This window comes from Microbacterium sp. 1.5R (genome assembly GCF_001889265.1).
Lineage (GTDB): Bacteria > Actinomycetota > Actinomycetes > Actinomycetales > Microbacteriaceae > Microbacterium.
Genome location: NZ_CP018151.1, coordinates 1,857,830 through 1,881,961, shown reverse-complemented (window position 1 = coordinate 1,881,961; position 24,132 = coordinate 1,857,830). Strand labels below are relative to the sequence as shown.

General features: G+C 67.8%; 22 protein-coding genes and 4 tRNA genes. 17 read left to right on the top strand and 9 right to left on the bottom strand.

The features are described 5' to 3' along the window. The first annotated feature begins 19 nt into the window (after nt 1–19). Nucleotides 20–598 (top strand): type II toxin-antitoxin system PemK/MazF family toxin, encoded by a 579-nt coding sequence (locus BMW26_RS08905; protein WP_083569336.1) that lies wholly within the window; start codon nt 20–22, stop codon nt 596–598. A gap of 94 nt (nt 599–692) precedes the next feature. Beyond that, a complete protein-coding gene (locus BMW26_RS08900; RefSeq protein WP_053096209.1) occupies nt 693–1,076 on the top strand; it encodes an SPW repeat domain-containing protein in 384 nt (127 codons plus the stop codon). A 51-nt stretch (nt 1,077–1,127) separates the two neighbouring features. Here BMW26_RS08900 and BMW26_RS08895 read toward each other — a convergent pair whose 3' ends face one another. The 3 genes from BMW26_RS08895 to BMW26_RS08885 form a co-directional block, all read right to left on the bottom strand. After that, nucleotides 1,128–1,490, bottom strand: coding sequence for a GIY-YIG nuclease family protein (locus tag BMW26_RS08895; protein WP_232224440.1), 363 nt, complete (start codon nt 1,488–1,490; stop codon nt 1,128–1,130). 89 nt (nt 1,491–1,579) lie between these two features. Continuing rightward, nucleotides 1,580–2,032, bottom strand: coding sequence for a hypothetical protein (locus BMW26_RS08890; protein ID WP_056278792.1), 453 nt, complete (start codon nt 2,030–2,032; stop codon nt 1,580–1,582). 92 nt (nt 2,033–2,124) lie between these two features. Further along, a tRNA-Val gene (locus tag BMW26_RS08885) sits at nt 2,125–2,200 on the bottom strand. Between the two features lie 152 nt (nt 2,201–2,352). Here BMW26_RS08885 and BMW26_RS08880 point away from each other — a divergent pair. The 3 genes from BMW26_RS08880 to BMW26_RS08870 all read left to right on the top strand — a co-directional run bounded on the left by BMW26_RS08880 (nt 2,353) and on the right by BMW26_RS08870 (nt 2,646). Then, a tRNA-Gly gene (locus tag BMW26_RS08880) sits at nt 2,353–2,425 on the top strand. Between the two features lie 53 nt (nt 2,426–2,478). Then, a tRNA-Cys gene (locus tag BMW26_RS08875) sits at nt 2,479–2,549 on the top strand. Nucleotides 2,550–2,574: 25 nt separating this feature from the next. Beyond that, nucleotides 2,575–2,646: transfer RNA gene (locus BMW26_RS08870), tRNA-Val, on the top strand. Between the two features lie 935 nt (nt 2,647–3,581). On the opposite strand, the gene BMW26_RS08865 is transcribed toward BMW26_RS08870, so the two are convergent. From BMW26_RS08865 to BMW26_RS08855, 3 genes are all read right to left on the bottom strand, one after another. After that, on the bottom strand, nt 3,582–5,054 hold the full coding sequence (locus tag BMW26_RS08865) for a hypothetical protein (RefSeq protein WP_083569335.1): 1,473 nt from the start codon (nt 5,052–5,054) through the stop codon (nt 3,582–3,584). 247 nt (nt 5,055–5,301) lie between these two features. Further along, on the bottom strand, nt 5,302–6,648 hold the full coding sequence (locus tag BMW26_RS08860; RefSeq protein WP_072591308.1) for a cryptochrome/photolyase family protein: 1,347 nt from the start codon (nt 6,646–6,648) through the stop codon (nt 5,302–5,304). A 56-nt stretch (nt 6,649–6,704) separates the two neighbouring features. Then, complete coding sequence (locus BMW26_RS08855) at nt 6,705–7,124, bottom strand: DoxX family protein (protein WP_053096202.1); 420 nt, start codon at nt 7,122–7,124, stop codon at nt 6,705–6,707. Between the two features lie 101 nt (nt 7,125–7,225). Here BMW26_RS08855 and BMW26_RS08850 point away from each other — a divergent pair, with 101 nt between their 5' ends. From BMW26_RS08850 to BMW26_RS08840, 3 genes are all read left to right on the top strand, one after another. Beyond that, nucleotides 7,226–7,585 carry a YnfA family protein gene (locus BMW26_RS08850; RefSeq protein ID WP_053096200.1) on the top strand — a complete coding sequence of 120 codons (360 nt, stop codon included), beginning with the start codon at nt 7,226–7,228 and terminating at the stop codon, nt 7,583–7,585. 121 nt (nt 7,586–7,706) lie between these two features. After that, a complete protein-coding gene (gene thrS / locus BMW26_RS08845; protein WP_232224560.1) occupies nt 7,707–9,632 on the top strand; it encodes a threonine--tRNA ligase in 1,926 nt (641 codons plus the stop codon). After that, a complete protein-coding gene (locus tag BMW26_RS08840; RefSeq protein WP_053096196.1) occupies nt 9,629–10,177 on the top strand; it encodes an HIT family protein in 549 nt (182 codons plus the stop codon). The genes thrS and BMW26_RS08840 overlap by 4 nt, the downstream gene beginning before the upstream one ends. Before the next feature lie 21 nt (nt 10,178–10,198). On the opposite strand, the gene pdxY is transcribed toward BMW26_RS08840, so the two are convergent. Both pdxY and BMW26_RS08830 read right to left on the bottom strand, forming a co-directional pair. After that, nucleotides 10,199–11,050, bottom strand: coding sequence for a pyridoxal kinase PdxY (pdxY, locus tag BMW26_RS08835; RefSeq protein ID WP_072591307.1), 852 nt, complete (start codon nt 11,048–11,050; stop codon nt 10,199–10,201). A gap of 46 nt (nt 11,051–11,096) precedes the next feature. Beyond that, complete coding sequence (locus BMW26_RS08830; RefSeq protein ID WP_072591306.1) at nt 11,097–12,404, bottom strand: aminotransferase class I/II-fold pyridoxal phosphate-dependent enzyme; 1,308 nt, start codon at nt 12,402–12,404, stop codon at nt 11,097–11,099. Between the two features lie 114 nt (nt 12,405–12,518). Here BMW26_RS08830 and pdxS point away from each other — a divergent pair, with 114 nt between their 5' ends. From pdxS to BMW26_RS08805, 5 genes are all read left to right on the top strand, one after another. Continuing rightward, nucleotides 12,519–13,412, top strand: coding sequence for a pyridoxal 5'-phosphate synthase lyase subunit PdxS (gene pdxS / locus BMW26_RS08825; protein WP_056278787.1), 894 nt, complete (start codon nt 12,519–12,521; stop codon nt 13,410–13,412). Then, nucleotides 13,402–14,007, top strand: a complete 606-nt coding sequence (gene pdxT / locus BMW26_RS08820; RefSeq protein ID WP_072591305.1) for a pyridoxal 5'-phosphate synthase glutaminase subunit PdxT — start codon at nt 13,402–13,404, stop codon at nt 14,005–14,007. The genes pdxS and pdxT overlap by 11 nt, the downstream gene beginning before the upstream one ends. A 73-nt stretch (nt 14,008–14,080) precedes the next feature. After that, on the top strand, nt 14,081–15,544 hold the full coding sequence (locus BMW26_RS08815) for a DUF3375 domain-containing protein (protein ID WP_053096186.1): 1,464 nt from the start codon (nt 14,081–14,083) through the stop codon (nt 15,542–15,544). Continuing rightward, on the top strand, nt 15,537–16,196 hold the full coding sequence (locus tag BMW26_RS08810; protein WP_053099121.1) for a DUF4194 domain-containing protein: 660 nt from the start codon (nt 15,537–15,539) through the stop codon (nt 16,194–16,196). Before BMW26_RS08815 ends, BMW26_RS08810 begins: the two co-directional genes overlap by 8 nt. Next, entirely contained in the window at nt 16,193–19,546 is a 3,354-nt protein-coding gene (locus tag BMW26_RS08805; protein ID WP_072592287.1) for an ATP-binding protein, read from the top strand. The genes BMW26_RS08810 and BMW26_RS08805 overlap by 4 nt, the downstream gene beginning before the upstream one ends. A 15-nt stretch (nt 19,547–19,561) precedes the next feature. On the opposite strand, the gene BMW26_RS08800 is transcribed toward BMW26_RS08805, so the two are convergent. Next, a complete protein-coding gene (locus BMW26_RS08800) occupies nt 19,562–20,941 on the bottom strand; it encodes a pyridoxal phosphate-dependent decarboxylase family protein (RefSeq protein WP_072591303.1) in 1,380 nt (459 codons plus the stop codon). A gap of 155 nt (nt 20,942–21,096) precedes the next feature. Between BMW26_RS08800 and BMW26_RS08795 the strand changes: the two genes are divergently transcribed. The 4 genes from BMW26_RS08795 to ruvB are packed head-to-tail and all read left to right on the top strand — an operon-like array spanning nt 21,097 to nt 24,121. Further along, nucleotides 21,097–21,858: a YebC/PmpR family DNA-binding transcriptional regulator gene (locus BMW26_RS08795; protein WP_053096182.1), complete on the top strand. Its 762-nt coding sequence runs from the start codon at nt 21,097–21,099 to the stop codon at nt 21,856–21,858. 45 nt (nt 21,859–21,903) lie between these two features. After that, nucleotides 21,904–22,488: a crossover junction endodeoxyribonuclease RuvC gene (gene ruvC, locus BMW26_RS08790; RefSeq protein ID WP_053096180.1), complete on the top strand. Its 585-nt coding sequence runs from the start codon at nt 21,904–21,906 to the stop codon at nt 22,486–22,488. Nucleotides 22,489–22,497: 9 nt separating this feature from the next. Next, on the top strand, nt 22,498–23,103 hold the full coding sequence (gene ruvA / locus BMW26_RS08785; protein WP_072591302.1) for a Holliday junction branch migration protein RuvA: 606 nt from the start codon (nt 22,498–22,500) through the stop codon (nt 23,101–23,103). Then, entirely contained in the window at nt 23,096–24,121 is a 1,026-nt protein-coding gene (gene ruvB / locus BMW26_RS08780; protein ID WP_053096175.1) for a Holliday junction branch migration DNA helicase RuvB, read from the top strand. The genes ruvA and ruvB overlap by 8 nt, the downstream gene beginning before the upstream one ends. Nucleotides 24,122–24,132 lie beyond the last annotated feature (11 nt).

The window sequence follows — 24,132 nt, the reverse complement described above, 5'->3', positions numbered from 1 at the left end:
CTGCCGTTAGGGTGACCGTGTGAGCAACACCAACGGCATCCTGGCACGACTCGCGGAGATCCTCTTCACAGCACTGGGATCTGACCGGGCGTCTCGGACGAAAACTCGTCCGAGACGCCCGGTCTCGCGTCTGCGCACCTCCGAGGAGGTCCGCTCCGCCTCAGGGGCGTCGAGAGCGGCGTCGCGCGGGACCGAGACACGGCGGGTCGACCCCGACCGGATCGATGACCTCCGCATCGGCTACGCGCCCGACCGGGACGGCGCCCCTGACGCGGGTGAGATCATCTGGACCTGGGTGCCCTATGAGGAGAACGACGGTCGAGGCAAGGATCGGCCGGTGCTCGTGATCGGGCGCGAATCCGCAGAACGTGTCTATGCGGTGCGGATGACGAGCAAGGCGCACGACGGCGACCGCGACTACCTGTCGATCGGCTCCGGCGGCTGGGACGCGCAGGGACGGGAGTCCTGGGTCGACATCGAGCTGCTGTACAGCGTGCACGAGAGCGGACTGCGCCGTGAGGCCGCGGTGCTCGACCGATCGCGCTACGGGGAGGTCGCTTCGGCTCTGGCTCGACGATACGGCTGGGCGACCGCCTGAAGCCCCGACACGTGTGACCCGGTCGCAATCCGTTCGACGAACGGCTGCGAACAGTCTGTGAGTCGCAGGATGCGACGACACCACAGGAGGAATCATGCGTTTCATCCCCACCAAGGTCCATGGAATTCTCGACTACATCGTCGGAGTGGCGCTGATCGCCGCTCCGTGGCTCTTCGGCTTCGCGAGCATGGGCGGCCCCGCCGTGATCATCCCGATCGTGCTCGGAATCGGGCTCATCGTCTACAGCCTCTTCACGAAGTACGAATGGGGGCCGTTCGGCGTCATCCCGATGCCCGTCCACCTCGTGTTCGACATCGTCGCGAGCCTGTTCCTGGCGCTGTCGCCGTGGATCTTCGGCTTCTCGACGGAGGCGCCGAACGTCTGGGTGCCGCACGTGGTCGTCGGCGTCGCCGTGATCGTGGTCGTGCTGTTCTCGCAGCCGCAGCCCGCGAAGGTCAAGGCCACCGCTCGCGTCTGATGGCGTACGAACTCTGAAGCCCCGCACGGAACGTCGGCCCTGTGCGGGGCTTCAGTTCTGCAATGCCGCCGCCACCCAGCGCGCGTAGAGCTGCCAGGGGTCGTCCAGCGTGCGCAGTCCGTCGATGTGGGCCGCGAGATACGGGGTGAGGGTGAACCATTCGCCGCCCTCCCGGATGTCGGCGAACTCGCGGTGTCTCGATTGCTCCACCGCACGGCCACCCGGCTCGAACGCGAGGAGCTCGTCGTGGCGGATGCTCGCGAGTCGGTGACGCGGCCGGCGACTGGTGCCGATCTTCACCCGACGGTCGTAGCGGATGTAATAGACCACCTCGACCACCGGGCGGGGGAGGTCGGGGTCGGGGGAGTCGCCGTAACGCCACCCGCACCAGTCGCACAGCAGCGCGGTGGTCACGCGCACCGCGTCTCCATGGCCGCAGAGCGGACAAGGGCTCGGGAGCGGAGTGCGCGGCATGGTCGGAACGCTACCGCCGGCCACCGACGTCAGACCTCTCCGCGGCTTCTCTTCACCCCGCGCGGCACCCATCTCCACCACATGAAGTGATGGTCCCCCTGCTCGACATCGAACAGCCTCCCGCACACGGCGCATTCGGTGACATAGGTCATCGACCAGCCAGGATCGCTCGTCGAGAGGATGCTGACGTGGCCGAGCGCCTGTTCCTTCTCGGGGTCATTCGTGAGCAGCCCGGGGTAAGCGGCGCACCAGCACTCCCTATCGCGATACTGTTCGAGTTTGGTGAGCGCGTGCGCCAGATGGGCGTTGTTCGAATAGATCATCCCGCCCAGATCGAGCCTCGTCGCCTCGCGCCGGAGCTGCGGAAGCGCGGCGACGAGGGGGTCGAGAGTCGCGGCATCCCGCGAGCGGATCGTCTCCCACACCGCGTGCATCACGCGTCCGCGATCTCCGGAGAGGAAGTCGTCGAGCAAGGTGGGCATGCCGCAACGCTAGCAATCGAAAGATCGGCGCTGGCTCCCGCGCCCTCGCGCCATGAGAAAACCCCGCGGCATCTCAGATGCGCGGGGTTCTGTGGTGGGCGATACCGGACTCGAACCGATGACCTCTTCCGTGTGAAGGAAGCGCGCTACCAACTGCGCCAATCGCCCATACCTGCGGGGTACGTCAACCGATACTACCCGACCGTCGGAGGCCAAGTTGACCACCCTGCGAGACACGCGCGAGATTCGGTTTCGGTTTGGACAGTCGCCGATCATCGGCTAATGTTTCATAAGTGCCCGGGACAACAACCGGGAACAACGCGGATGTAGCGCAGTTGGTAGCGCACAACCTTGCCAAGGTTGGGGTCGCGAGTTCGAGTCTCGTCATCCGCTCAAGTGCAGGGACCTTCTTCGGAAGGCCTTCGGCACGTGGGGTCAATCCACACGGTGGCGTGGCCGAGCGGCTAGGCACCGGCCTGCAAAGCCGTTTACACGGGTTCGAATCCCGTCGCCACCTCTCAGTAACTGAATAGCCCCAACGGGCGCGATTGGCGCAGCGGTAGCGCGCTTCCCTGACACGGAAGAGGTCACTGGTTCGATCCCAGTATCGCGCACAGACAAAACCCCCGGTTCCGCCGGGGTTTTTGCATGTCCGGAAGGCCGCTCGTCTCTTCGCGTGGGACCTACGTGCAACCCGCGCGGCGTATTGCTGTCGTTGGCGCGAACTGTGAGACGGTGAGCGCATGGCCGCAACTTACCGAGTGAGCCGGTTGCGCGAGTTCGACCGCAACATCTTCGTGACCGGCCACGGCCTGATGCGACAGGTCGCCTCTGGCCTTGACTGCCGCGCAGGTCGCGCAGAGCTTGCCGAACCACGCTTCGGATGTGCGGCGCCCCATCGCCGTCGCCGTGCCGCACCAATCGCACCGGGCGCCGGTCGGGTGCGGGAGGGGGCGCGGAGGGCGAGCGTCGGCGATCGCGTCGGCGGCACCGCGTCGGCAGTCGGCGATCCTGGCGGGATCAACCGCGCTTCTGCGTCTACGGGCGGAGTGTTTCGACGTGGCGCCCAATGCCCACACCGGGGAGAACCGGCGAGAGTACATGATCGCGACTCCAGGATCGGCGAGTCAATGCACGAGAGCGCCGAGCCGGGCCGGGGTGATGTCCGGCTCGGGGAGGGGCGGTCGAGTGCGTCGAGGGCGTAGAGCGCGGTGCTGAGATGCCAGTGCGCGACCGATCCGAGGGTGCGCCGCAGCTCGGGGTGGGCGGCGATGATCCGGCCAGTGAGGTTGCCGATGGCCCGGCAGTCGCCGCACGTCGGGGCGTCGACCGTCGCGCCGTCCGCCATCTTGTCCGCGCGCTCGCCCTTTGGCGTCTCGCTCATGCGAGCGACCAGTATCGCGCACAGACAAAACCCCCGATTCTCCGGAGGTTTTGTTGTGTGCTCACCGGGCAGCGCGCCGTCGGACTCGACACCCGAATCGCGCTCCTCTGCGGGCGGAGCGCGACTCGGGTCTGACCCGCGACGAGTGGAGGGCGTTCGTGCGGCTCAACCGACGAAGGAGATGCCGCTCACCGTCTTGGTGTCGCCCATATCGACGTTGCCGCGGGGCGAGTACACATTGGTCGAGACGGTGCCGGCGTTGACGTCGAACTCGACCAGACGGACCGGGTTCTTGTCGGCTGAGTGATACGTCTCGAGGAAGGTGACGATCTTGTTCCCGGACGGGGTCGTCACCGATGTGGTTCCGGCGTAGCCCGTGTGTCCCGATGCGACGACCTTGATGTTCGAGTGTTTCGAGAACACGTTGTCGTAGAGGTACTGCGGCGACACGTTCCCGTACTGCCAAACCTCTTTCGATTGCCCGGCGCCGTCGATCTGAAGAGAGCCGTTGAGGTAGTTGTGCGTCTGCACGATCACGTTGTGGTCGGCGTGGTCGGTGATGACCTGCTTGGCCCAGGCGACGGCACCGAGACGCGGCCACAGTTCGAGCGTCACGACCATCCACTTCTTGCCGGCGGCTTCGAATGTCTGGAACTGGTTGTCGACCTTGCCTGCCTCGTACTGCCCCTGCACACCAGTCATCTGCGCCGCTGTGAAGAACTGGTTGAATACGGTGGTGTTCCGCTGGTCCGCGACGACGGTCGCGGCGTTGCGGACGCTACCGCCGACCCCAGTGGCCATCGTGTCGTGGTTGCCAATAGCGAGGCCGTACATGAGGCCGGCCTGTTCCAGCGGGTCGAGCGCGTCTTCGGCTCTCTGGTACTGGGCGTAGCCGGGTTCGACCCAGTTCACCACGTCGCCGCTGTGGCCGACATAGCGAAGATCCAGTTCGTCCCGGTTGGAGACGAGCCAGTTGGACCGCTCCGCGAATCTCGTGTCATTCGCGTTGAGTACCTCGTTCTGAGTGTCGGGCATGATCGCGATGGAGAAGACTCCGTCGGCGTCTGTCGGGTTCAGGACGCGCGCGAGGCCGGGCGCATGGAAGCTGTACCCGTATGTCCAGCCTGCAGCGACGGCGGCGGCACGTTGCTCAGGCGTCGCCGCCATCTGGTGGATGCCGCCTTTGCCGTAGATCGCGATCTCCGCAGCATCGGTGCACGTCGAAAGCTTCACAGGGCTCACGTAGAAAGCGACCCCCAGATTCTGGTATCCGTAGTTCGCGACAGCGCTGGTCGCCTCGTTCTGCCAGTTCACATAGGTGTGTTCGCCGGTCGACGGCTTGTAGAGATGGATCGCAGGAACGAGGCCAGCCAGCTGAGTCGACGAGGCACCGAACACGTAACCCGTCTCCGTGTAACCGGCTGCGGCTGCGGCCGCGGCTTCCTGCGCGGTCGTGGTCAGCAGGGTGTTCATATTCGCGTGCGACCACTGAGTGACGTGAAGATCCGTGGCGAAGCAGTCGGTGTTGGCGGCAGATGCTGCCGTGGTGCCGGTGGCGACTCCGAAGGCTGCGAGCAGCGCAGCCGCGACTGTCGCGCCGATGATTCGGCGCGACCGCGCCGAGCGTTGTGATGTCATGATGTGTTCTCTCCGTTCGATCCCGCCGCGAGACAGCGCACGAGTGCGCGTGGGGCGGTGAGCCTGGCCTGTCGATTGTCGATGGCCGGATGCGCCCGTGCACACCCTCCACCGCCGCTCAGAATAGGCTCATATTTGAGCGGAAAACCGAGGTACTGGCATATAGCGCAGCCGCGCTCCTCGGCGCCCCGTGATCAGCGCTCTTCCCGCGGAATCAGCATCAAGAGGCCAGGGTCGTCGCAGGTTTCTAGGTCGTGGCTGACGACCGCTTGACGACCTCGTACGCTGCGAGCGCCGCTTTGCGGGTGGCTGCGAGATCGACGATCGGCTCTGTCGGGGCATCCGACGCCCACTCCGAGATGTACAGGCCGTGCGGGTCGAACTTCTTCGCCTGCAGCTCGGGATTGAAGACGCGGAAGTACGGGGCGGCGTCGGCGCCGGATCCTGCCACCCACTGCCAGTTGAACGGGTTGCTCGCGCCGTCGGCGTCGACGAGGGTGTCCCAGAACCACTCCTCGCCGCGCCGCCAGTCGATGAGCAGGTTCTTCACGAGGAACGAGGCCGTCACCATGCGCACCCGGTTGTGCATGAAACCCGTGTGCCACAGTTCGCGCATCCCCGCATCGACGAGCGGGATCCCGGTATCGCCGCGCTGCCACGCCTCGAGTTCCGACGGCTTGAGCCGCGGCCAGGGGAAGGCGTCGTACTGACGGCGGAGGTTCTTCGTGGCGATGTCCGGTGCGTGGAACGTCGTGTGCCAGGCGAATTCGCGCCAGCCCAACTCCGAGAGGAACCCGGCCGCGCCATCGACCTCCACCGCCGAGTGCCACACGGTGAACGGGCTCAGCTCGCCCCAGCGCAGACGCGGTGACAGCAGTGACGTCGCGCCCGCCGACGGCTCGTCCCGCGCGCGATCGTACGAGCCGATGTCGTCATGCAGGAACGTACGCAGCCGAGCTCTGGCCGCCGGCTCACCGGGCTCCCAGGCGTCGCGGAGTCCGCCCGCCCAGTCGGGGCGGGTCGGCAGCAGATTCCAGTCGACGAGATCGTCGGACGCCGGGGGTCGGGGCACGCCAGCGAGACTCCGGGGCGCAGGGAGGGGCGCTCGCGGCGCGGGGAGGGAGAGGCATGCCCGCCAGAACGGCGTGAACACCGAGAAGTGGGTGCCGCCGCCGGTCTTCACCGTCCACGGTTCGTGCAGCAGCGACGCCTGGAACGACGTGACCTCGTGGCCGTCCGCACGCAGCGCCGCCTTGAGCGCGGTGTCGACCTCGCGTTCGGCGCCCCCGTATCGCCGGTTCCAGAAGACGGCAGTCGCGCCGGAGTCTGCGACGGTCTCACGGACGACGCGTTCGGCAGGACCTCGACGCAGCGTCAGAGTGGCGCCGAGTTCCCGCAGCGCGTCGGCCAAAGACGCGAGGGAGTGGTGGAGCCACCAGCGTGCGGCTCCGCCGAGCGGTCGGATGCCGGGGGACTCCTCGTCGAGGACGAACAGCACGACCAGTGGTTCACCGCGATCGATCGCCGCCCTGAGCGCCGGATTGTCGGCGAGTCGAAGGTCGTCGCGGAGCCAGACGAGCGAGGGAGAGGCCATGGCTCCATTCTGACGGGGTGGACGGAACGAGTGGGCGGGCTTGCGCTGCCGGCTGCTCAGCGGATACGAGGCACCGCGCGCATCCGCGGTCTAGCCGGCTCAGTCGTCGCCCACAGCGCCCAGACGACGAGAAGAGGCTGGAGGAAGAGTCGTCCCAGACGCCGCGCCTCGGTGTCGAGCCCCGGGGTGGACCGGTGAGTGCGCCACTGGTGCACGTTTCCCGGGAACACGGCGACGAAGAACGCGGCGGTGGCGATTCCGACACGCCGTCTCTCGTTCGGCAGCAGGAGCAGCCCGGCGGCGAGGGCGACCTCCGCGGCGCCCGACGCGATGATGATCGCCTCCTTGTCGAGACGAGTGGCCCGAGTCGCCCAGTCAGGAACGACGACGCGGAAACCGCGGGTGCTCGTGAAGTGGACGATGCCGATCGCACCCAGGGCGAGTGCGAGGATCCAGCGCGCCAGTGGTCTGATCATCCGCTCACGCTACCCCGGCGGAATCGGAGCTCACGGGTGTCGCCCGGGCGCGTCGCGGCAGGTCTGCCCGCCCAAGTGGCGGCCTTTGCCACACTGAGTGCATGACCGTCCTGCGCATCAGCATCCTCTTCGTGCTCGCCGCCGTCGCCGAGATCGGCGGCGCGTGGCTGATCTGGCAGGCCGTGAAGGAGAACCGTGGCTGGGTCTTCGCTGTGCTCGGCGTGATGGCTCTCGGTGCGTACGGGTTCATCGCGGCGCTCCAGCCTGACGCGAACTTCGGACGTGTGCTCGCCTCGTACGGCGGGGTGTTCATCGCCGGATCGCTCGCGTGGGGCATCATCGTCGACGGCTTCAAGCCGACCGTCTGGGACTGGGTCGGCTCGGCGATCGCGCTCGTCGGCGCGGCGATCATCATCCTCGCTCCCACGGCGGCGAACACCGAGTCTGAGGTGGCGTCGTAGCGGTCAGCGGCCCCCGGGCATGCGAGTAGCCTAGATCCAGACCCAGATGGAGTGTGCAGTGCCTGAAAATGCTCAGCCGAAAGACGGCTTCGCCCTGTTCTCTGACCGTTCAGTCGTCGCCATGCGCGTCAACGGGACCCTCAAGGACCTCGCCGCGACAGTGACGGATGCCGACGAGGTCGAGCCGGTCACGATCGACAGTCCCGACGGGCTGAACATCCTGCGTCACTCGGCCGCGCACGTGCTCGCGCAGGCGGTGCAGCGGATCAACCCGCAGGCGAACCTGGGCATCGGGCCGCCCATCACCGACGGCTTCTACTACGACTTCGGCGTCGACACCCCGTTCACGCCCGAGGACATCAAGGCCATCACGAAGGAGATGCAGCGCATCGTCCGTGAGGGGCAGCGCTTCGTGCGTCGTGTCGTCACGGACGACGAGGCGCGGGCAGAGCTGGCCGACGAGCCGTTCAAGCTCGAGCTCATCGGTCTCAAGGGCGGCAAGGAAGCCGCCGAGGGCGCCTCCGTCGAGGTCGGCGAGGGCGAGCTGACGATCTACGACAACACGACCCGCGACGGCGAGGTCGTCTGGAAGGACCTCTGCCGCGGGCCGCACCTGCCCAACACCCGCATGATCGGCAACGGCTGGGATCTGACCCGCATCGCCGCCGCATACTGGCGGGGCAGCGAGAAGAACCCGCAGCTGCAGCGGATCTACGGCACCGCCTGGCCGTCGAAGGACGAGCTGCGTGAGTACCAGCACCGGCTCGAGGAGGCCGCCAAGCGCGACCACCGCCGTCTCGGCAAGGAGCTCGACCTCTTCTCGTTCCCCGAGGAGATCGGTTCGGGTCTGTCGGTCTGGCACCCCCGTGGCGGCATCGTCCGCGGCGAGATGGAGCAGCACGCTCGCAGGCGCCACATCGAGGGCGGCTACACCTACGTGTACACCCCGCACATCTCGAAGGAAGACCTCTTCCTCACCTCGAACCACCTCGTGACGTACAAGGAGGGTATGTACCCGCCGATCGTCATGGACGAGGAGCGCGACGACGAGGGCAACATCACGAAGCAGGGCCAGGACTACTACCTGAAGCCCATGAACTGCCCGATGCACATCCTGATCTACAAGGAGCGCGCGCGCAGCTACCGTGATCTGCCCCTGCGGTTCGCCGAGAACGGCACCGTCTATCGCAACGAGCTCTCCGGTGCGCTGCACGGCCTCACCCGAGTGCGCGGCTTCACTCAGGATGACTCGCACCTGTTCGTCACCCCCGATCAGCTCGAGGGCGAGGTCGCGAAGGTCCTGGAGTTCATCCTGTCGATGCTGCGCGACTTCGGTCTCACCGACTTCGAGCTCGAGCTGTCGATGAAGGATGACGAGAAGTCCAAGTGGATCGGCTCGGACGAGTTCTGGGAATCGTCGACCGATGCTCTCCGCCGGGTCGCCGTGGCATCCGGCCTGAAGCTCACCGAAGTCCCCGGCGAGGCCGCGTTCTACGGACCGAAGATCGACCTCAAGACGCGTGATGCGATCGGCCGCACCTGGCAGCTGTCGACCGTGCAGGTCGACCCGAACCTGCCCGAGCGCTTCGAGCTCGAGTACATGGACAAGGACGGCCAGAAGAAGCGTCCGATCATGATCCACCGTGCGCTGTTCGGCTCGATCGAGCGGTTCTTCGCGATCCTCCTCGAGCACTACGCCGGCGACTTCCCGGTGTGGCTGTCGCCCGTGCAGGTCGTGGGAATCCCCGTCGCCGACGAGTTCGCCGACTACCTGGGCGAGATCGTCCAGACGCTGCGCACGCAGGGCGTGCGCGCCGAGCTCGACGCCTCCGACGACCGGATGCAGAAGAAGATCCGCACGCACACGACCGGCAAGGTCCCGCTGCTGCTGATCGCGGGCGAGAAGGATCGCGACGCGGGCACCGTCTCATTCCGCTACCGCGACGGCACGCAGGAGAACGGCGTGCCGATCACCGATGCAGTAGCGCGCATCCGCGCAGCGATCGATGCACACACTCTCGTGCAGACAGCAGGGGACCTGGCGTGACGTCCTCGGAGTCGTGGGAGGACGCCGGCGAGTTCGCGGGCGTCCCCGACGAGTTCCAGCGGCTCTGGACGCCGCACCGGATGGCCTACATCCAGGCTGGTCCTGAGCCACTGCGCGAGGAGTGCCCGTTCTGCGAGGCTCCGAAGTTCCCGGATGCCGAGCGGCTGATCGTCGCCCGGGGGGAGACGGCCTATGTGCTGCTCAACCTTTTCCCATACAACTCCGGACACCTGCTGGTGTGCCCGTACCGCCACATCGGCACCTACGACCAGGCAACACCCGAGGAGGTCGCCGAGATCGGGGCACTGACCCAGATCGGCATGCGCGTGCTCCGGGAGGTCTCGCGCTGCGACGGCTTCAACATCGGGATGAATCAGGGTGCCGTCGCCGGTGCCGGAGTCGACGGCCACCTGCACCAGCACATCGTGCCGCGGTGGACGTCGGACGCCAACTTCTTCCCGATCATCGCCAAGACCAAGGCCCTGCCCCAGCTGCTCGGCGAGGTGCGCGAAGCCGTGGCGAACGCCTGGCCGACGACGGCGTAGGCCACGCCTCGGAATCGCGGGTCAGCGCACCTGGCGCGCCGTGAACTGCATCCGAGGGTTCGCATAGAACTCCTGCGCTTCGACGAGCTGCAGCTCGCGCGCACCCGACTCGAGGGTCGCGGCGAGCAGGTCGAACACGCTGGACGCGGTGCGCTCGAGCGCCGTCTTCGCGTCACCGGATCCGACATAGTGGGCCGTGAAGAGCGCCGCGGTGACATCGCCCGAGCCGTTCGCCTTCATCGGAAGCCGAGGCGTCTGCACGATCCAGGCTCCTGCGGCGTCGGCCACGAGCATCTCGATCGTCTCGTCCTCTCGGTCCGGTCGCTCGACGCTGGTGACAAGCACCGTGCTCGGTCCCATCGCCATGGCCAGGTCGACCGAGGCCAGGGTGGACTCGAGCGTGTCGGGCTCTGTGCCGGTCAGGAACCCGAGCTCGAACTGGTTCGGGGTGATGATGTCGGCAGCCGGCACGACCTTCTCGCGCAGCAGGATCGGGATGGCCGGGGCGACGAAGCATCCTGACTTCGCGTTGCCCATCACCGGATCGCAGGCGTACACGGCGGCGGGATTGGCGGCCTTGACGCGCGCCACGGCGTCGATGATCACATCGCCGATGCCCTCGCCGCCCTGGTAACCGCTCAGCACCGCGTCGATCTCGCCGAACACGCCGCGCTCCTCGATGCCCGTGATGACCTCGCGCACGTCGTCCGGAGAGATGAGCGGACCGCGCCAGGCGCCGTAGCCGGTGTGATTGGAGAAGTTCACGGTGTAGACCGGCAGAACCTCGACGCCGATGCGCTGCAACGGGAAGACCGCGGCGGAGTTCCCGACATGCCCGTACGCGACGGCGGACTGGATGGAGAGGACCTTCATTCCCCGATCCTTTCTTTCAGAGCGGGAATGCTCCCGCGGCGGTGGGTCATCGTGCGGCCGATGCGAGGTCGGCGACGAGTGTCGCAGTGTCGTCTTCGGACAGATCATGCACTGTGAGGCGCAGATGGCGCGACGGATCGGCGCGTTCGTCGAGGGCGAAGTCGTCGCCGGTTCGAGCGAGCCAGCCTCGACGCATGAGGCGTTCGGCGACGATGCGCGCCGGCTTCGGCAACTCGATCCACAGGCTCAGACCGTCGGTGGCGGGGGAGTCGAGGCCATGCTCGCGCAGCCGCGACGCGAAGGCCGCATTGCGTGCCGCGTAGTGCTCGCGGGCGTCGGCGATGCGTGCGAGCACCGACTCGTCGGTCAGCTGAGTGAGGGTGAGACGCTGCAGCAGGTGGCTGACCCAGGTGGTTCCGGGACTCAGACGCATGGCGAGGCGCTCTGCCGTGGTGGCATCCGTCGCCGCGATGGCGAGGCACATGTCCGGCCCGAGGAACTTCGAGACCGAGCGAACCAGCGCGAACCGCCGGTGGTCCGGGCCGATCAGCGATTCGTATGGACGCTGCGACAGCATCGAGAAGTGATCGTCCTCGATGATCAGCACGTACGGATGAGCGGCGAGCACGGCGCGCAGCTCCGCCGCACGAGCGGCCGTGAGACTCGCCCCCGTCGGGTTCTGAGCGCGCGGGGTGCAGATCACCGCTCGCACGCCGGCATCCAAGGCGGCGCGCAGCCCCTCGACCGTCATCCCCTGTTCGTCCACCGGCACGGGAACGGCCCGATACCCGCCGAGTCGGACCGTGTGGATGCTCGCCAGGAAGCAGGGATCCTCGAGTGCGACGGCATCGTCGCGCATCAGTGCCTGCGCGAGCAGTCGCTCGACGGCGTCGACGGCGCCGCTCGTGACGGTGATGCCGAAGTCGAGGTGACCGAGATCATGCGCGATCCATTCGCGCGCCCAGTCCTGCAGCCCCGGGTCGATGACGGGCTCGCCGTAGAGCACCGGACGACCGGCCACCGTGGCCAGCGCAGGCGATGGATCGGGGATCAGTCGAGGGTCCGGGTTGCCGGTCCCGACGTCGCGCAGCACCGTATCGGAGGCGTAGCCCTCCTGGGCCACCGACTCGAGACCGGCGATGACCGTGCCGGCGCGACCTCGGGAGATCACGAGCCCGGCCTGAGCGAGCTGTCGGTATGCGGCGACCGCGGTGTTGCGATTGACTCCGAGGGTCGTGGCGAGCTCCCGCACGGGAGGGAGGGGACTGCCGGCGCGCAGCACACCGCGCTCGCGCAGACCGCGCACGCTGTCGGCGATGTCCGCTGCGGTCGTTCCGGTGATCTGGTCGCTCATGTGTCCTCACCACCGATTCTAGGTCGTTCCGGACAGTGCTACTGTTTGGCCTAGATCAAACGAGACATCATTCGACACACTCATGCACATCGTGCTTCCCCGACAGGAGCTCTCATGACCGAACAGACCACCACCGGATCCTCGCGCGTCAAGCGCGGTCTCGCCGAGATGCTCAAGGGCGGCGTGATCATGGACGTGGTCACCGCCGATCAGGCCAAGATCGCCGAAGACGCGGGCGCCGTCGCCGTCATGGCGCTCGAGCGGGTTCCCGCCGACATCCGCGCACAGGGCGGTGTCTCGCGCATGAGCGACCCCGACATGATCGACAGCATCATCGCGTCGGTGTCGATCCCCGTCATGGCGAAGGCACGCATCGGCCACTTCGTCGAAGCGCAGGTGCTGCAGGAGCTCGGCGTCGACTACATCGACGAGTCCGAGGTGCTCTCTCCCGCCGACTACGTGAACCACATCGACAAGCACGGCTTCGCTGTGCCCTTCGTCTGCGGTGCCACCAACCTCGGTGAGGCGCTGCGCCGCATCAATGAGGGCGCGGCGATGATCCGCTCCAAGGGTGAGGCCGGCACGGGGGATGTCTCCGAGGCGATGAAGCACATCAGGAAGATCCGTGGCGAGATCGCGGCTCTCACGGCTCTTCCGAAGGACGAGCTGTTCGTCGCGGCGAAAGAGCTGCAGGCGCCGTACGAGCTCGTGGCCGAGATCGCCGAGACCGGCAAGCTCCCCGTCGTGCTGTTCGTCGCGGGTGGCGTCGCGACCCCCGCGGATGCAGCGATGATGATGCAGCTGGGCGCCGACGGCGTCTTCGTGGGCTCGGGCATCTTCAAGTCCGGCAACCCGGCGGAGCGCGCCAAGGCGATCGTCAAGGCGACCACCTTCTTCGATGACGCCAAGGTGATCGCCGAGGTCTCACGCGGACTCGGCGAGGCCATGGTCGGCATCAACGTCTCCGACCTCCCCGCGCCGCACCGCCTGGCCGAGCGTGGCTGGTAGTCCACGGGTCGGCGTCCTCGCGCTGCAGGGCGACGTGCGCGAGCACGCCGCCCTGCTCGCTGGACTCGGAGCCGAGGTGGCGCTGGTGCGCCGCCCGGAGGAGCTTGCGTCTGTCGACGGTCTCGTCATCCCCGGCGGCGAGTCCAGCGTGATCGACAAGCTGTCGCGCACATTCGGGATGCAGGAGCCGATCAGGGACGCGATCGCTGCGGGGCTCCCCGTGTACGGGACATGCGCCGGGCTGATCCTTCTCGCCGACGAGGTACTCGACGGCATCGAGGGACAGCAGTCATTCGGCGGCCTGGACATCGCCGTACGCCGAAATGCCTTCGGACGCCAGACGGAGTCCTTCGAGATGGACCTCGACGTTCCGGCGCTCGGTGAGGTGCCCGTGCACGCGACGTTCATCCGAGCTCCGATCGTCGAACGCGCAGGCGAGCGGGTCGAGGTGGTCGCCTCGCTTCCGGACGGCAGAATCGTCGCCGTGCGGCAGGGGCCACTCGTCGGCACCAGCTTCCACCCCGAGGTCGACGGCGAGATGCGCTTTCACGAGCTGTTCCTCGCGGGAGTCCGGGAGCGCACCTCGCGCCGTTGACGCCATGCCGTGCGACCCGCCACGGACCGGCGCGTGACAGGCGAGGGCCCGAGGTCGGACTATTCTCGTTCGAGTGACTGGATCCAGGGCTGAGGCCGCATATGCGCGTGCCGTCACCGCATTCAGCACCCCGACACTCGATCTGCTGCACGGTCGGTTCGCCCCGTTCGTGGTCGCGTCGCTCACTCTTCTGTTCACCGCCGACCGGGCGTCTGTCGCGGTCGCGGATGCGCACGCCGAGCTGGGCGAGGTGCTCGACGAACTCCGAGCGGCGGGGTACGACGACGACAGGCGGCTTCCGTCCGGGAGCGGCCGGGACGTGTGCCGGAACTGGGTGCGCCTCGGCTGGCTGATCCAGCAGATCGACGACGACGTCGAGGTCTACCGCCTGTCTGCGCATGCCGTCGCAGCACTCGAGATATCCGGCCGCACCGGCGGAGGGCGCACGCGCGTGTCGAACTCCCGCGTGCGCACCCTCCTCGACGCGGTCGACCACCTGTCGGTGAGCGCGGAAGTCGACCCGGTCCGGCGGCTGGCGCGGCTGTATGACGAACGCGATCTGCTCGACGCAGAGATCGCTCGCATCCAGGAGACCGGGCATGCCGACCCTGCCGACGATGAGGAGCTCCTCGAGGAGGCCGAGAACGTCCTGCACCTGGCACGCGAACTGCCCGCCGATTTCACGCGCGTCGCCGAGTCGCTCAGGTCGATGCAACGCGACGTCGTCGCCCACCTGCGCAGGGACGAGAGACCGACGAGCGAAGTGCTCCGCGAGTATCTGCAGCGCGCCCAGGATGTGATGCAGTCGACACCGGAGGGGCGCGCGTTCGCAGGAGCCCTGCGTCTGATCGGCGACCCCGATCGCATCGATGCCCTCACAGAGCAGCTTCGCGGACTGCTCGGCCGGCCCTTCGCCCGTATGCTCGACGGCGCGCAGCGCGCCGAGCTCGACGCCATCGGTCGACGCGTAGAGCAGGGGGTGGAGGAGGTGCTGGCCGCGCAGCGCCGCGCTTCGCACGTGATCACCGGCCAGGTGAAGACCCACGATCCGCTGCGCGATCGTCAGATCGACGACCTCCTGCGCGACGTCATCGCCGGGCTCCATGGGTGGTCCGGCCCGGCGACGGTCGTCGACCCGGTGCGCAGCATGCCGCTGATCGATCTCGGGCATCTGCGTCAGACCACCAGCGATATCCGCCCGCCGCGTGCACCGGCGCCCCTCGCCGACGCCGATGACGTCGACTTCCTCGATCACGACACGCGCGCCTGGGGTGGTCCGAGATATGCCGAGCTCGAGGAATACGTCGCCGGACTGGGGACGGACTTCGACCTCGCCGATGCCTTCCGGTCGGTGCCCGACGCGGCTCGGCGCCCTGTCGATCTGCTCGGTCTGCTCGAGATCGCGCACCGGAACGGCCTCACCGAGGGAGATGGCATCTCGACGGTCGAAGCATTGCGCCCGGACGGCACGAGCAGACGATTCGCATTCGGCGCCGTGACCGCCCGCAGCACGAAAGAGGATTCAGATGATGAGTGACGACGACCTCACCACAGCCGGCGCGGACGAGGGGTTCATCGCTCCGACGGCGATGGAGGACGACCTCGAGGCGCACTTCCCCGGCGATCGCGGCACGCTCGATCCCGAGATCAGACGCGTGCTCGTGCACCTGCTCCAGCGGCGTTTCATCTCGATGGAGCGCAACCGACGTGAGTGGACGCTGCTGCTCGAGCACCAGCAGGTGATCGAGTCGCGGCTCAACGACATCTACCTGCGTCTGATCATCGATCACGCCAGAGGGTTCGCGTACAAGCAGCAGCTGCGCTCTGACGAGGTCGAGATGCCCGTGCTGCTGAAGGACTCTCCGTACTCGCGCGCCGAGACGCTCGTTCTCGTGCACCTGCGGACCGTCTACCAGCGCGAGTCCGCGTCCGGCGAGGGTTCAGTGCGGATCGACATCGAGGACGTCGAGCAGACCGTGCTGAGCTACTTCGCGGACGTCGACGGCGGAACCGCGAAGCAGCAGCGCGCCATCCGCAGCGCATTGGATCGGCTGGATCGAGAGGGCATCGTGCAGGAGGAGACCAGCGGACGCTACCGGATCACCGCGCTCGTCGAGGTGGTGCTCAGTGCGGAGACGCTCAAGGAGCTGCGGGAGTGGCTGCGATCCCAGGCGGTGGTGGCGCGATGACGATGATGGACACGCTCTTCGGGATGATCCCCGCGAGCTCACGCGGTCAGCAGTGGGTCGCGGAGGAGCTCCAGCTCATCAACTGGGGCGGCTACGACGGCGGTCCCCACCGCGTGCGGTTCTCGCCCGATGCGACCCTGCTGTGCGGCGGATCGGGGTCGGGCAAGTCGACGCTCATGGACGGCTACATCGCGCTGATGATGCCGCACACGACGCCCTTCAACGGCGCGTCCAACGGCGGCGTCACGGGCCGTCCCCGCGGCGACGAGCAGCGGAACATCCTGTCGTACGGGCGCGGCAAGATCGACGAGTCCCGCACCGAGGAGGGGACGAAGCTCCGCGTGCTGCGCGGCGACGGCGAGGACACCTGGAGCGCCGTCTCGATGACGTGGTTGGATCACGACGGCTCGCGCTTCACGGCCGTGCGCGGGTGGTACATCCCCGCGGACGCCCGCACCCTCGAGGACACCACGCGATTGCGGGCCACGATCGACGGCGCCTTCGACCTCTCGCAGCTCGAACGCGCTGCGGTCCAGCGACTCAGTGACGCGGCGGTGCGCGCCGTCGGGCTGGAGCCCGTGGCGACCGACCGCGAGTTCTCGGCTCGACTTCACGCCGTGCTCGGCATCGGCGCGGCCGGTTCGGGGGCGAAGGCGATCAGTCTTCTGGCCCGCATCCAGGCCGGTCAGCAGATCACGACGGTCGACGACCTCTACAAGAAGCTCGTGCTCGAGGAGCCCGAGACGATGGCGACCGCGGACGCGGTGGTCGCTCATTTCGATGAGTTGGAGAGCACCCGGACGCGGATGCTCGTCGCCAAGCAGCAGGTGGCGGCTCTCGAGCCGATCCGCGAGATCTCGCAGCGCATCGAGGCGGCGTCGGCGCGGATGAGCGTCGTGGACGAGGTCGGGGTCTTCTCGGAGCCGACCTCCCTCGCGTCCCTGTGGAGCGCCGAGCGCCGCCTCGATCTGCTGCGCGAGGTGGAGGCGGATCTGCGTGACCGCACCCAGGCGCTGCAGCTGGCCGTCCGCGAGAAGAACGCACTGATCGCCGCCGCCGAGGTCGAGCGGGAGGGGCTGCTCGACGTCCTGCGGCAGTCCGGAGGCGACCGCCTCGAGACCGCTCAGCGCGAGCTGCGGGGTGTCGAGCGCCGACTGGAGGACGTCCAGCGCGAGCGGGCGCGCTTCGACAGCGTCGCCAGGGAGCTCGGCGCCGAGGTGCGCACCGCATCCGATTTCGAGGAACTGCTCGCCCGCGTCGGCCGGGAGCTCCCGCAGAGCGGACTGCGCGGAGCCCGCGCCGCCTTCGCCGATGCAGAGTCGTCGCGCCGAGCGGTCGAGAGCGAGCTGAGTCGGGCGCGTGCCGAGCAGGACCGCACCCGTGAGCTCCGCGGGAGCATTCCCGCGCATCTGCATGAGGCGAGAACTCTCCTCGCCCAGGCGGCCGGGCTCACCCCGACGGATCTGCCCTTCGTCGGTGAGCTCATCGAGGTGCGCACCGAGTTCGAGCCCTGGCGGGACGCGTTCAACCTCGCCCTCGGCGGGTTCGCGCGGACATTGCTCGTCGATGTCGCGGACCTCGGGCGGTTCCGTGCGGCCATCGAGTCGGTGCGCATCGCTGAGCGGATCAGCTACGAAGGCGTCCCGACGGGCGTCGCCGAGTCTCGGACGGCGGACCCCCGCACGCTCCCCGGTCGTCTCGATCACCGATCGACGCCGTTCACCGGATGGCTTCAGCAGCGACTCCGTGAGCGGTTCGAGTACGTGTGCGTGGACTCGTCGACCGAGCTCGCCGAGCACCCTCGCGCGCTGACGCTCGCGGGGCAGGTGTCGCACGGAGACCGCGGGTCCCATGGCGGGCATGGCCGGGCGAACATGCTCGGATTCTCGAACGCGCGCCGTCTTCGCGAGCTCGACGAGCAGATCAGCCAGCTCGAGAGCCGCCGCGATGCTGCGACTCAGGCCGCTGCGGACGCCGAGGCCGACCTCGACCGGATCGAGGCGACGTCCAAGGCGCACGCGAAGATCGAGGACCTCACCTGGGATCAGATCGACGTCGAGGCCGTCACGGCGGAGCGCGCGCGATGGGTCGCAGTGGAGGCGGAGGTCACCGACGAGAACCCGAAGATCGCCGAGCTGAAGTCGCAGGCCGAGGAGCTCAGAAAACGGGTCGGCCGTCTGCGCGACGAGAGCTCCCGACTCGGGGGAGACCTCACACTCGCTCAGGACCGTTGGGTGGAGGTCACCGACCAGGTCGACGACTGTCAGCGGATCGTCGATGCGGCTGAGGCGGCCGAGATCGCGCTGGAGGAGCGGCATCGTTCGTTCCTCGACGCGCGCTTCCTCGGAGCAGACGCGGCCGTCAGCGTGACGGCGTCGGAGCGCCTCGCTCACCTCGACGCCGCATTGCGCACGGCCGCGACCAGACTGCTCGAGGATCGCACGTCGGCAGCCGCGGCACACGCCGAGCAGCGTGAGCAGATGCGACGCCTGATGACCGGTTTCCTCGAGCGCTGGGATACGCTCACGATCCTCCCCGACCCCGACGAGTCGGTCGCGGAGTTCGAGAGCATCCTCGTGGCGCTCGAGACCAACGGCCTGCACGAGCTGGAATCCGAATGGCGAGACAGCCTCCTCAAGCTCTCCGGAAACGATCTGACGAGCCTGGATTCGACGCTGGGTCGTGCACTGCGCGAGATCAAGAACCGCATCGACCCGATCAACAGGATCATGGAGGAGCTGCCGTTCTACGACGATGATCACCGTCTTCAGATCACACCGCGCGAGAACCAGTCCGAGGCGCGCAGGCGATTCCGCAAGGAGCTTCGCGAGGTGCGCAGTCTCATCGACGCAGCGGAGACGGATGTCGATCGTGAGAGCGTCTACCGGAGGATGAGCCGTCTCATCGGTCGGATGCGACGCACGGCTCCCGACTTCGCCGAGCTCATCGACGTGCGCAACCATGTGCGGGTGAGCGCGGAGCGGGTCCATGCGACGACCCGGGAGCATGTCGCGCTCTACGACCACATCGGCGAGAAATCGGGTGGAGAGTCGCAGGAGCTGGTCGCCTTCATCGTGGGCGCGGCACTGCGCTACCAGCTCGGCGACGCGGGTGCCGAGCGTCCGAGGTATGCACCCGTGTTCATGGACGAGGCCCTGATCAAGGCGGACGCGCACTTCACGAAGCGTGCGATCGGAGCATGGCGGGGTCTCGGCTTCCAGCTCGTGATCGGTGCGCCGAACGACAAGTACAGCGCCATCGAACCGCATGTCGACGTGGAGTACGACATCCTCAAGGACACGCGCGGCCGCTCCTGGGCACGGCCGAAGGTCGGTCTGCCCGCCGAGTGACACCGGCGATAATGGTCAGCGCGACACGAGAGTTCGGATCGCGCCGACCGTGCGGTCGATGTCGTCCCGGGTCGTCGCCCAGGACGACATCGAGCAGCGCAGCGCAGCGCGACCTCTCCACTCGGCCCCGGTCATGGCGGCGGTGCCCTCCACGAGCACGGCCTCACCCAGCCGTCGCGTCGCCTCATCGGAATCGAGACAGAACATGACCTGCGTGTAGTCGACGTCGTTGAGGATGCGGATGCCGTCGATCGTCGTGAGCCCCTCGGCCATCGCCACCGCGTTCTCGTGCAGCCTGTCGATCAGGTTTGAGATGCCGTCCCGTCCGAGGCTGCGCATCGCCGCCCACGCGGGCACGCCGCGTGCGCGACGGGACAGTTCCGGCGTCACGTCCCACGGGTCCAGACTCGTGTAGATGAGGTAATCGCCACCCGTGCGGAACGCGGCGATCGAGTCCGCAGGGTCGCGGACGATCGCCATGCCGCAGTCGTAGGGCACGTTGAGCGTCTTATGCGCGTCTGTCGCCCACGAATCGGCGTCGGACATGCCCGCCGTCAGCGGCCGCAGCGACTCGGAGGCCGCGGCCCAGAGGCCGAATGCGCCGTCGACGTGCACCCAGGCTCCGTGCCGATGGGCTAACGGTATGAGGGCAGCGAAGTCGTCGAATGCGCCGGTGTGCACCTCTCCGGCCTGTAGACAGACGATGGTCGGTCCGGAGCCGTCCGCGAGGACGCTGTCCAGGGCGTCTGGTCGCATGCGCCCCTGCGCGTCGGATTCGACGGCAGTGATGCCGGTGCGTCCGATCCCGAGGAACCGCGCTGCACGGTCGATCGACCCATGGCGGTCGGCACCTACGACGAAGCGCATCTGCGGAGATCCGTGCAGTCCCTTCTCGCTGAGGTTCCAGCCGACTCGAGCGAGAACGGCGTTCCGTGCCGTCGCGAGGCAGGTGAAGTTCGCCATCTGGCCGCCGGTGACGAATCCGACGCTCGCGTCGTCGGGCAGGCCCAGGATGTCGAGCATCCACCGGCCGGCTATGCGCTCCAACGCCACGGTCGTCGGCGTGAGCAGGGCGGATCCCGAATTCTGGTCCCAGGCGGACACGAGCCAGTCGGCGGCGAGGGCAGCGGGATGCGTGCCGCCGATGACGAACCCGAAGAATCGTCCTCCGGGGATCGCGACGAGACCGGGGTCCGCCCGCGACACGATCTCGCCGATCACCTCTTCCGGGTCCATGCCTTCGGCGGGCAGGGGGCCACCGAAGGCGTCGAGCATCTCGGCGAGGGTCGCCCGCGGCCACACCGGTCTGTCGTCGAGCGACCCGAGGAACTCGAGTGCTGCTCGGTGGGCGGCGTCCAGTCCGCGGATCCTGTCATCGTCGACGCTCTGGTCCATGTGTCAGGACTACACCCAGGCCTGCCCTCACACCAGAGCGATCACGGGAACAGGAGGCCGCCGCTCCGTGTGCGGCCACAGGCCGCGGGCATGGTTCGATAGAATGGACGATGCCCTGGGCCGTGCCCACGGGCGGATACGACGAGCGGAGAATTATGTCCGGGCATTCCAAGTGGGCCACCACGAAGCACAAGAAGGCCATCATCGACTCCAGGCGCGCCAAGTCCTGGGCCAAGCTCATCAAGAACATCGAGGTCGCGGCCAAGCTCGGCGGAGCCGACCTGCAGGGAAACCCGACGCTGTTCGACGCGGTGCAGAAGGCGAAGAAGACGTCGGTCCCGAAGGACAACATCGATCGCGCAGTGAAGCGCGGCGCGGGCATCGGCGGCGAAGCGGTCGAGTACACCTCGATCATGTACGAGGGGTACGGACCCAACGGCGTCGCGATGATGATCGAATGTCTGACCGACAACAAGAACCGTGCTGCGGCCGAGGTCCGCACTGCTCTCAGCCGCAACGGCGGAACCCTCGCCGACCCGGGCAGCGTCGCCTACAACTTCAGCCGCAAGGGCGTGATCGTGGTCGGCTCCGAGGGGACCACCGAGGATGACGTGATGATGGCCGCGCTCGAAGCGGGGGCCGAAGAGATCGAGCCGCACGCCGAGGGCTTCGAGATCATCACCGAGGCGACGGATCTCGTGACCGTCCGCAGCGCGCTGCAGGAGGCGGGAATCGACTACGAATCCGCCGACGTCGAGTTCGTGCCGAACCTCAAGGTCGAGATCGACGCCGACACCGCTCGCAAGATCTTCCGCCTCATCGATGCACTCGAAGACAGCGAGGACGTGCAGAACGTCTTCACCAACTTCGATCTCACCGCCGAGGTGCAGGCCGAGCTCGAGAACGACGACGCGTAGGCGCGCCGACCGCGTGCCGTCGGACGAGACGCTTAGCCTGGGGGAGTGACCTCCTCCTCGCTTCGCGTGCTCGGCATAGACCCGGGTCTCACCCGGTGCGGCGTGGGGGTCGTCGACGTCGACCGGGCTCGACGAGGGACGCTCGTGCATGTCGGAGTCATCCGCTCGGCGCCCGATCTCCCGATCGGCGAACGACTCGCGATCGTCGCCGCAGGCATCCGAGAGGTGCTGGAGCTCCATCGGCCCGATGCTGTCGCGGTCGAGCGCGTGTTCGCGCAGCAGAACAGTCACACGGTGATGGGCACGGCCCAGGCGAGCGGCGTGGCTCTGCTGCTCGCTGCTGAGGCAGGACTCCCGGCGGCCACGCACACTCCGAGCGAGGTCAAGGCGGCGGTCACCGGCTACGGCTCGGCGGACAAGCGTCAGGTGCAGACCATGATCGCCCGGATCCTGCGCCTGGATGCGCCGCCGCAGCCGCCGGATGCCGCTGACGCCCTCGCGATCGCGCTCTGCCACGCGTGGCGTCGGGGCGCAGCGGGGGTCCCGGGCGTGGACGCGCTCACCCCGGCCCAGAAGGCATGGGCCGACGCGGAGCGTGTCGCTCGAACATATCTACGATCGGGTGCGTAGGCTGGGCGGATGATCTCCTCGCTGCACGGCGCTGTCCTCCACTCGACCGCCGATCAGGTCATCATCGACGTCGGGGGAGTCGGGTTCTCCGTCTCGGTGCCCGCAGACGTGGCTCACACCGCGACCGTCGGCGAGAAGCTGATGCTGCACACGAGCCTCATCGTGCGCGAGGATGCGCTGTCGCTCTACGGGTTCGCCGACCGCAGCGAGCTGGAGATCTTCGGTCTGCTGATCAGCGTGACCGGCGTCGGGCCGAAGTCGGCGCTGGGGGTGCTGTCGCATCTCACCGTCGACCAGATCGCGGAAGCCGTGACATCGGAGGATGACGCCCCGTTCCGCCGTGTCTCGGGTATCGGCCCCAAGACCGCCAAGCTCATCGTCCTCCAGCTCGCGGGCAAGGTGCATCCGGTGGGCGCGGCGTCGAAGCCCGCCGCGAACGGACCCGTCGACGTCGTCGATCAGGTCGCTGCCGCGCTCGTCGGTCTGGGGTGGTCCGAGAAGGTCGCCGCCGAGGCCGCCGCGCAGACGGCCGCGGAGGCCTCTGAGGCCGAGCGGGCAGCCGTCGCACAGTTGCTGCGCCGCACGCTCGCACTGCTGGGGCCGGCGCGTGTCTGACATCCGCGACGCCGCCGAGCCCTCAGACGACACCGAGCTGGCGATCGAGGGAGCCCTGCGACCCACGAGCCTGGGTGAGTTCGTCGGTCAGCAGAAGGTGCGGGGGCAGCTCCAGCTGCTCCTCGATGCCGCACGGATCCAGAATCGCCCGCCCGACCACATCCTGCTCGCGGGCCCGCCCGGGCTCGGCAAGACCACGCTGGCGATGATCGTCGCGCACGAGAGCGAACGTCCGCTGCGCCTCTCGAGCGGACCGGCGATCCAGCACGCCGGCGACCTCGCCGCGCTCCTCTCGAGCCTCGTGCCCGGCGAGGTGCTGTTCATCGACGAGATCCACCGGATGGCGCGGTCGGCGGAGGAGATGCTCTATCTCGCGATGGAGGACTTCCGCATCGACATCATGGTGGGCAAGGGCGCGGGGGCGACCAGCATCCCGCTGGACCTCGCACCGTTCACGCTCGTGGGTGCGACGACGCGCTCGGGTCTGCTGCCGAACCCGCTGCGGGATCGCTTCGGCTTCACCGGTCACCTGGAGTTCTACGAGGAGGCGGAGCTCGAGCGCGTCATCGCTCGCTCGGCCCTCATGCTGGGCGTCGATCTGCCGCGGGATTCGCTGTCGGAGATCGCTCGTCGCTCGCGCGGCACTCCTCGTATCGCGAACCGCCTGCTGCGTCGAGTGCGCGACTATGCGCTCGTTCACGGCGGCGGCGCGGCCTCCCTGGTCGGGGTCAAGGCGGCGCTGGAGCTCTACGACGTCGACCCCATCGGACTGGACCGCCTCGACAGAGCGGTGCTCGAGGCGCTCGTTCGGCGCTTCCGCGGGGGTCCCGTGGGGCTCAGCACGCTCGCGGTCGCAGTGGGCGAGGAGGCCGAGACGGTCGAGAGCGTCGTCGAGCCCTATCTCGTGCGCATCGGATTCCTGGGTCGCACACCTCGAGGTCGCGTCGCCATGCCGGAGGCCTACAGCCACCTCGGCATCGCGCACCCGGACGGGGCGCTCCGACTTGATGACCTATAATCGCTGAAGAC

Coding starts and splice junctions, on each gene's coding strand:
- BMW26_RS08900 (WP_053096209.1), top strand. CDS start 693: ATGCGTTTCATCCCCACCAAGGTCCATGGAATTCTCGACTACATCGTC.
- BMW26_RS08890 (WP_056278792.1), bottom strand. CDS start 2,032: ATGCCCACCTTGCTCGACGACTTCCTCTCCGGAGATCGCGGACGCGTG.
- BMW26_RS08865 (WP_083569335.1), bottom strand. CDS start 5,054: ATGACATCACAACGCTCGGCGCGGTCGCGCCGAATCATCGGCGCGACA.
- BMW26_RS08860 (WP_072591308.1), bottom strand. CDS start 6,648: ATGGCCTCTCCCTCGCTCGTCTGGCTCCGCGACGACCTTCGACTCGCC.
- BMW26_RS08855 (WP_053096202.1), bottom strand. CDS start 7,124: ATGATCAGACCACTGGCGCGCTGGATCCTCGCACTCGCCCTGGGTGCG.
- BMW26_RS08850 (WP_053096200.1), top strand. CDS start 7,226: ATGACCGTCCTGCGCATCAGCATCCTCTTCGTGCTCGCCGCCGTCGCC.
- thrS (WP_232224560.1), top strand. CDS start 7,707: ATGCGCGTCAACGGGACCCTCAAGGACCTCGCCGCGACAGTGACGGAT.
- pdxY (WP_072591307.1), bottom strand. CDS start 11,050: ATGAAGGTCCTCTCCATCCAGTCCGCCGTCGCGTACGGGCATGTCGGG.
- BMW26_RS08830 (WP_072591306.1), bottom strand. CDS start 12,404: ATGAGCGACCAGATCACCGGAACGACCGCAGCGGACATCGCCGACAGC.
- pdxS (WP_056278787.1), top strand. CDS start 12,519: ATGACCGAACAGACCACCACCGGATCCTCGCGCGTCAAGCGCGGTCTC.
- BMW26_RS08810 (WP_053099121.1), top strand. CDS start 15,537: ATGAGTGACGACGACCTCACCACAGCCGGCGCGGACGAGGGGTTCATC.
- BMW26_RS08805 (WP_072592287.1), top strand. CDS start 16,193: ATGACGATGATGGACACGCTCTTCGGGATGATCCCCGCGAGCTCACGC.
- BMW26_RS08800 (WP_072591303.1), bottom strand. CDS start 20,941: ATGGACCAGAGCGTCGACGATGACAGGATCCGCGGACTGGACGCCGCC.
- BMW26_RS08795 (WP_053096182.1), top strand. CDS start 21,097: ATGTCCGGGCATTCCAAGTGGGCCACCACGAAGCACAAGAAGGCCATC.
- ruvA (WP_072591302.1), top strand. CDS start 22,498: ATGATCTCCTCGCTGCACGGCGCTGTCCTCCACTCGACCGCCGATCAG.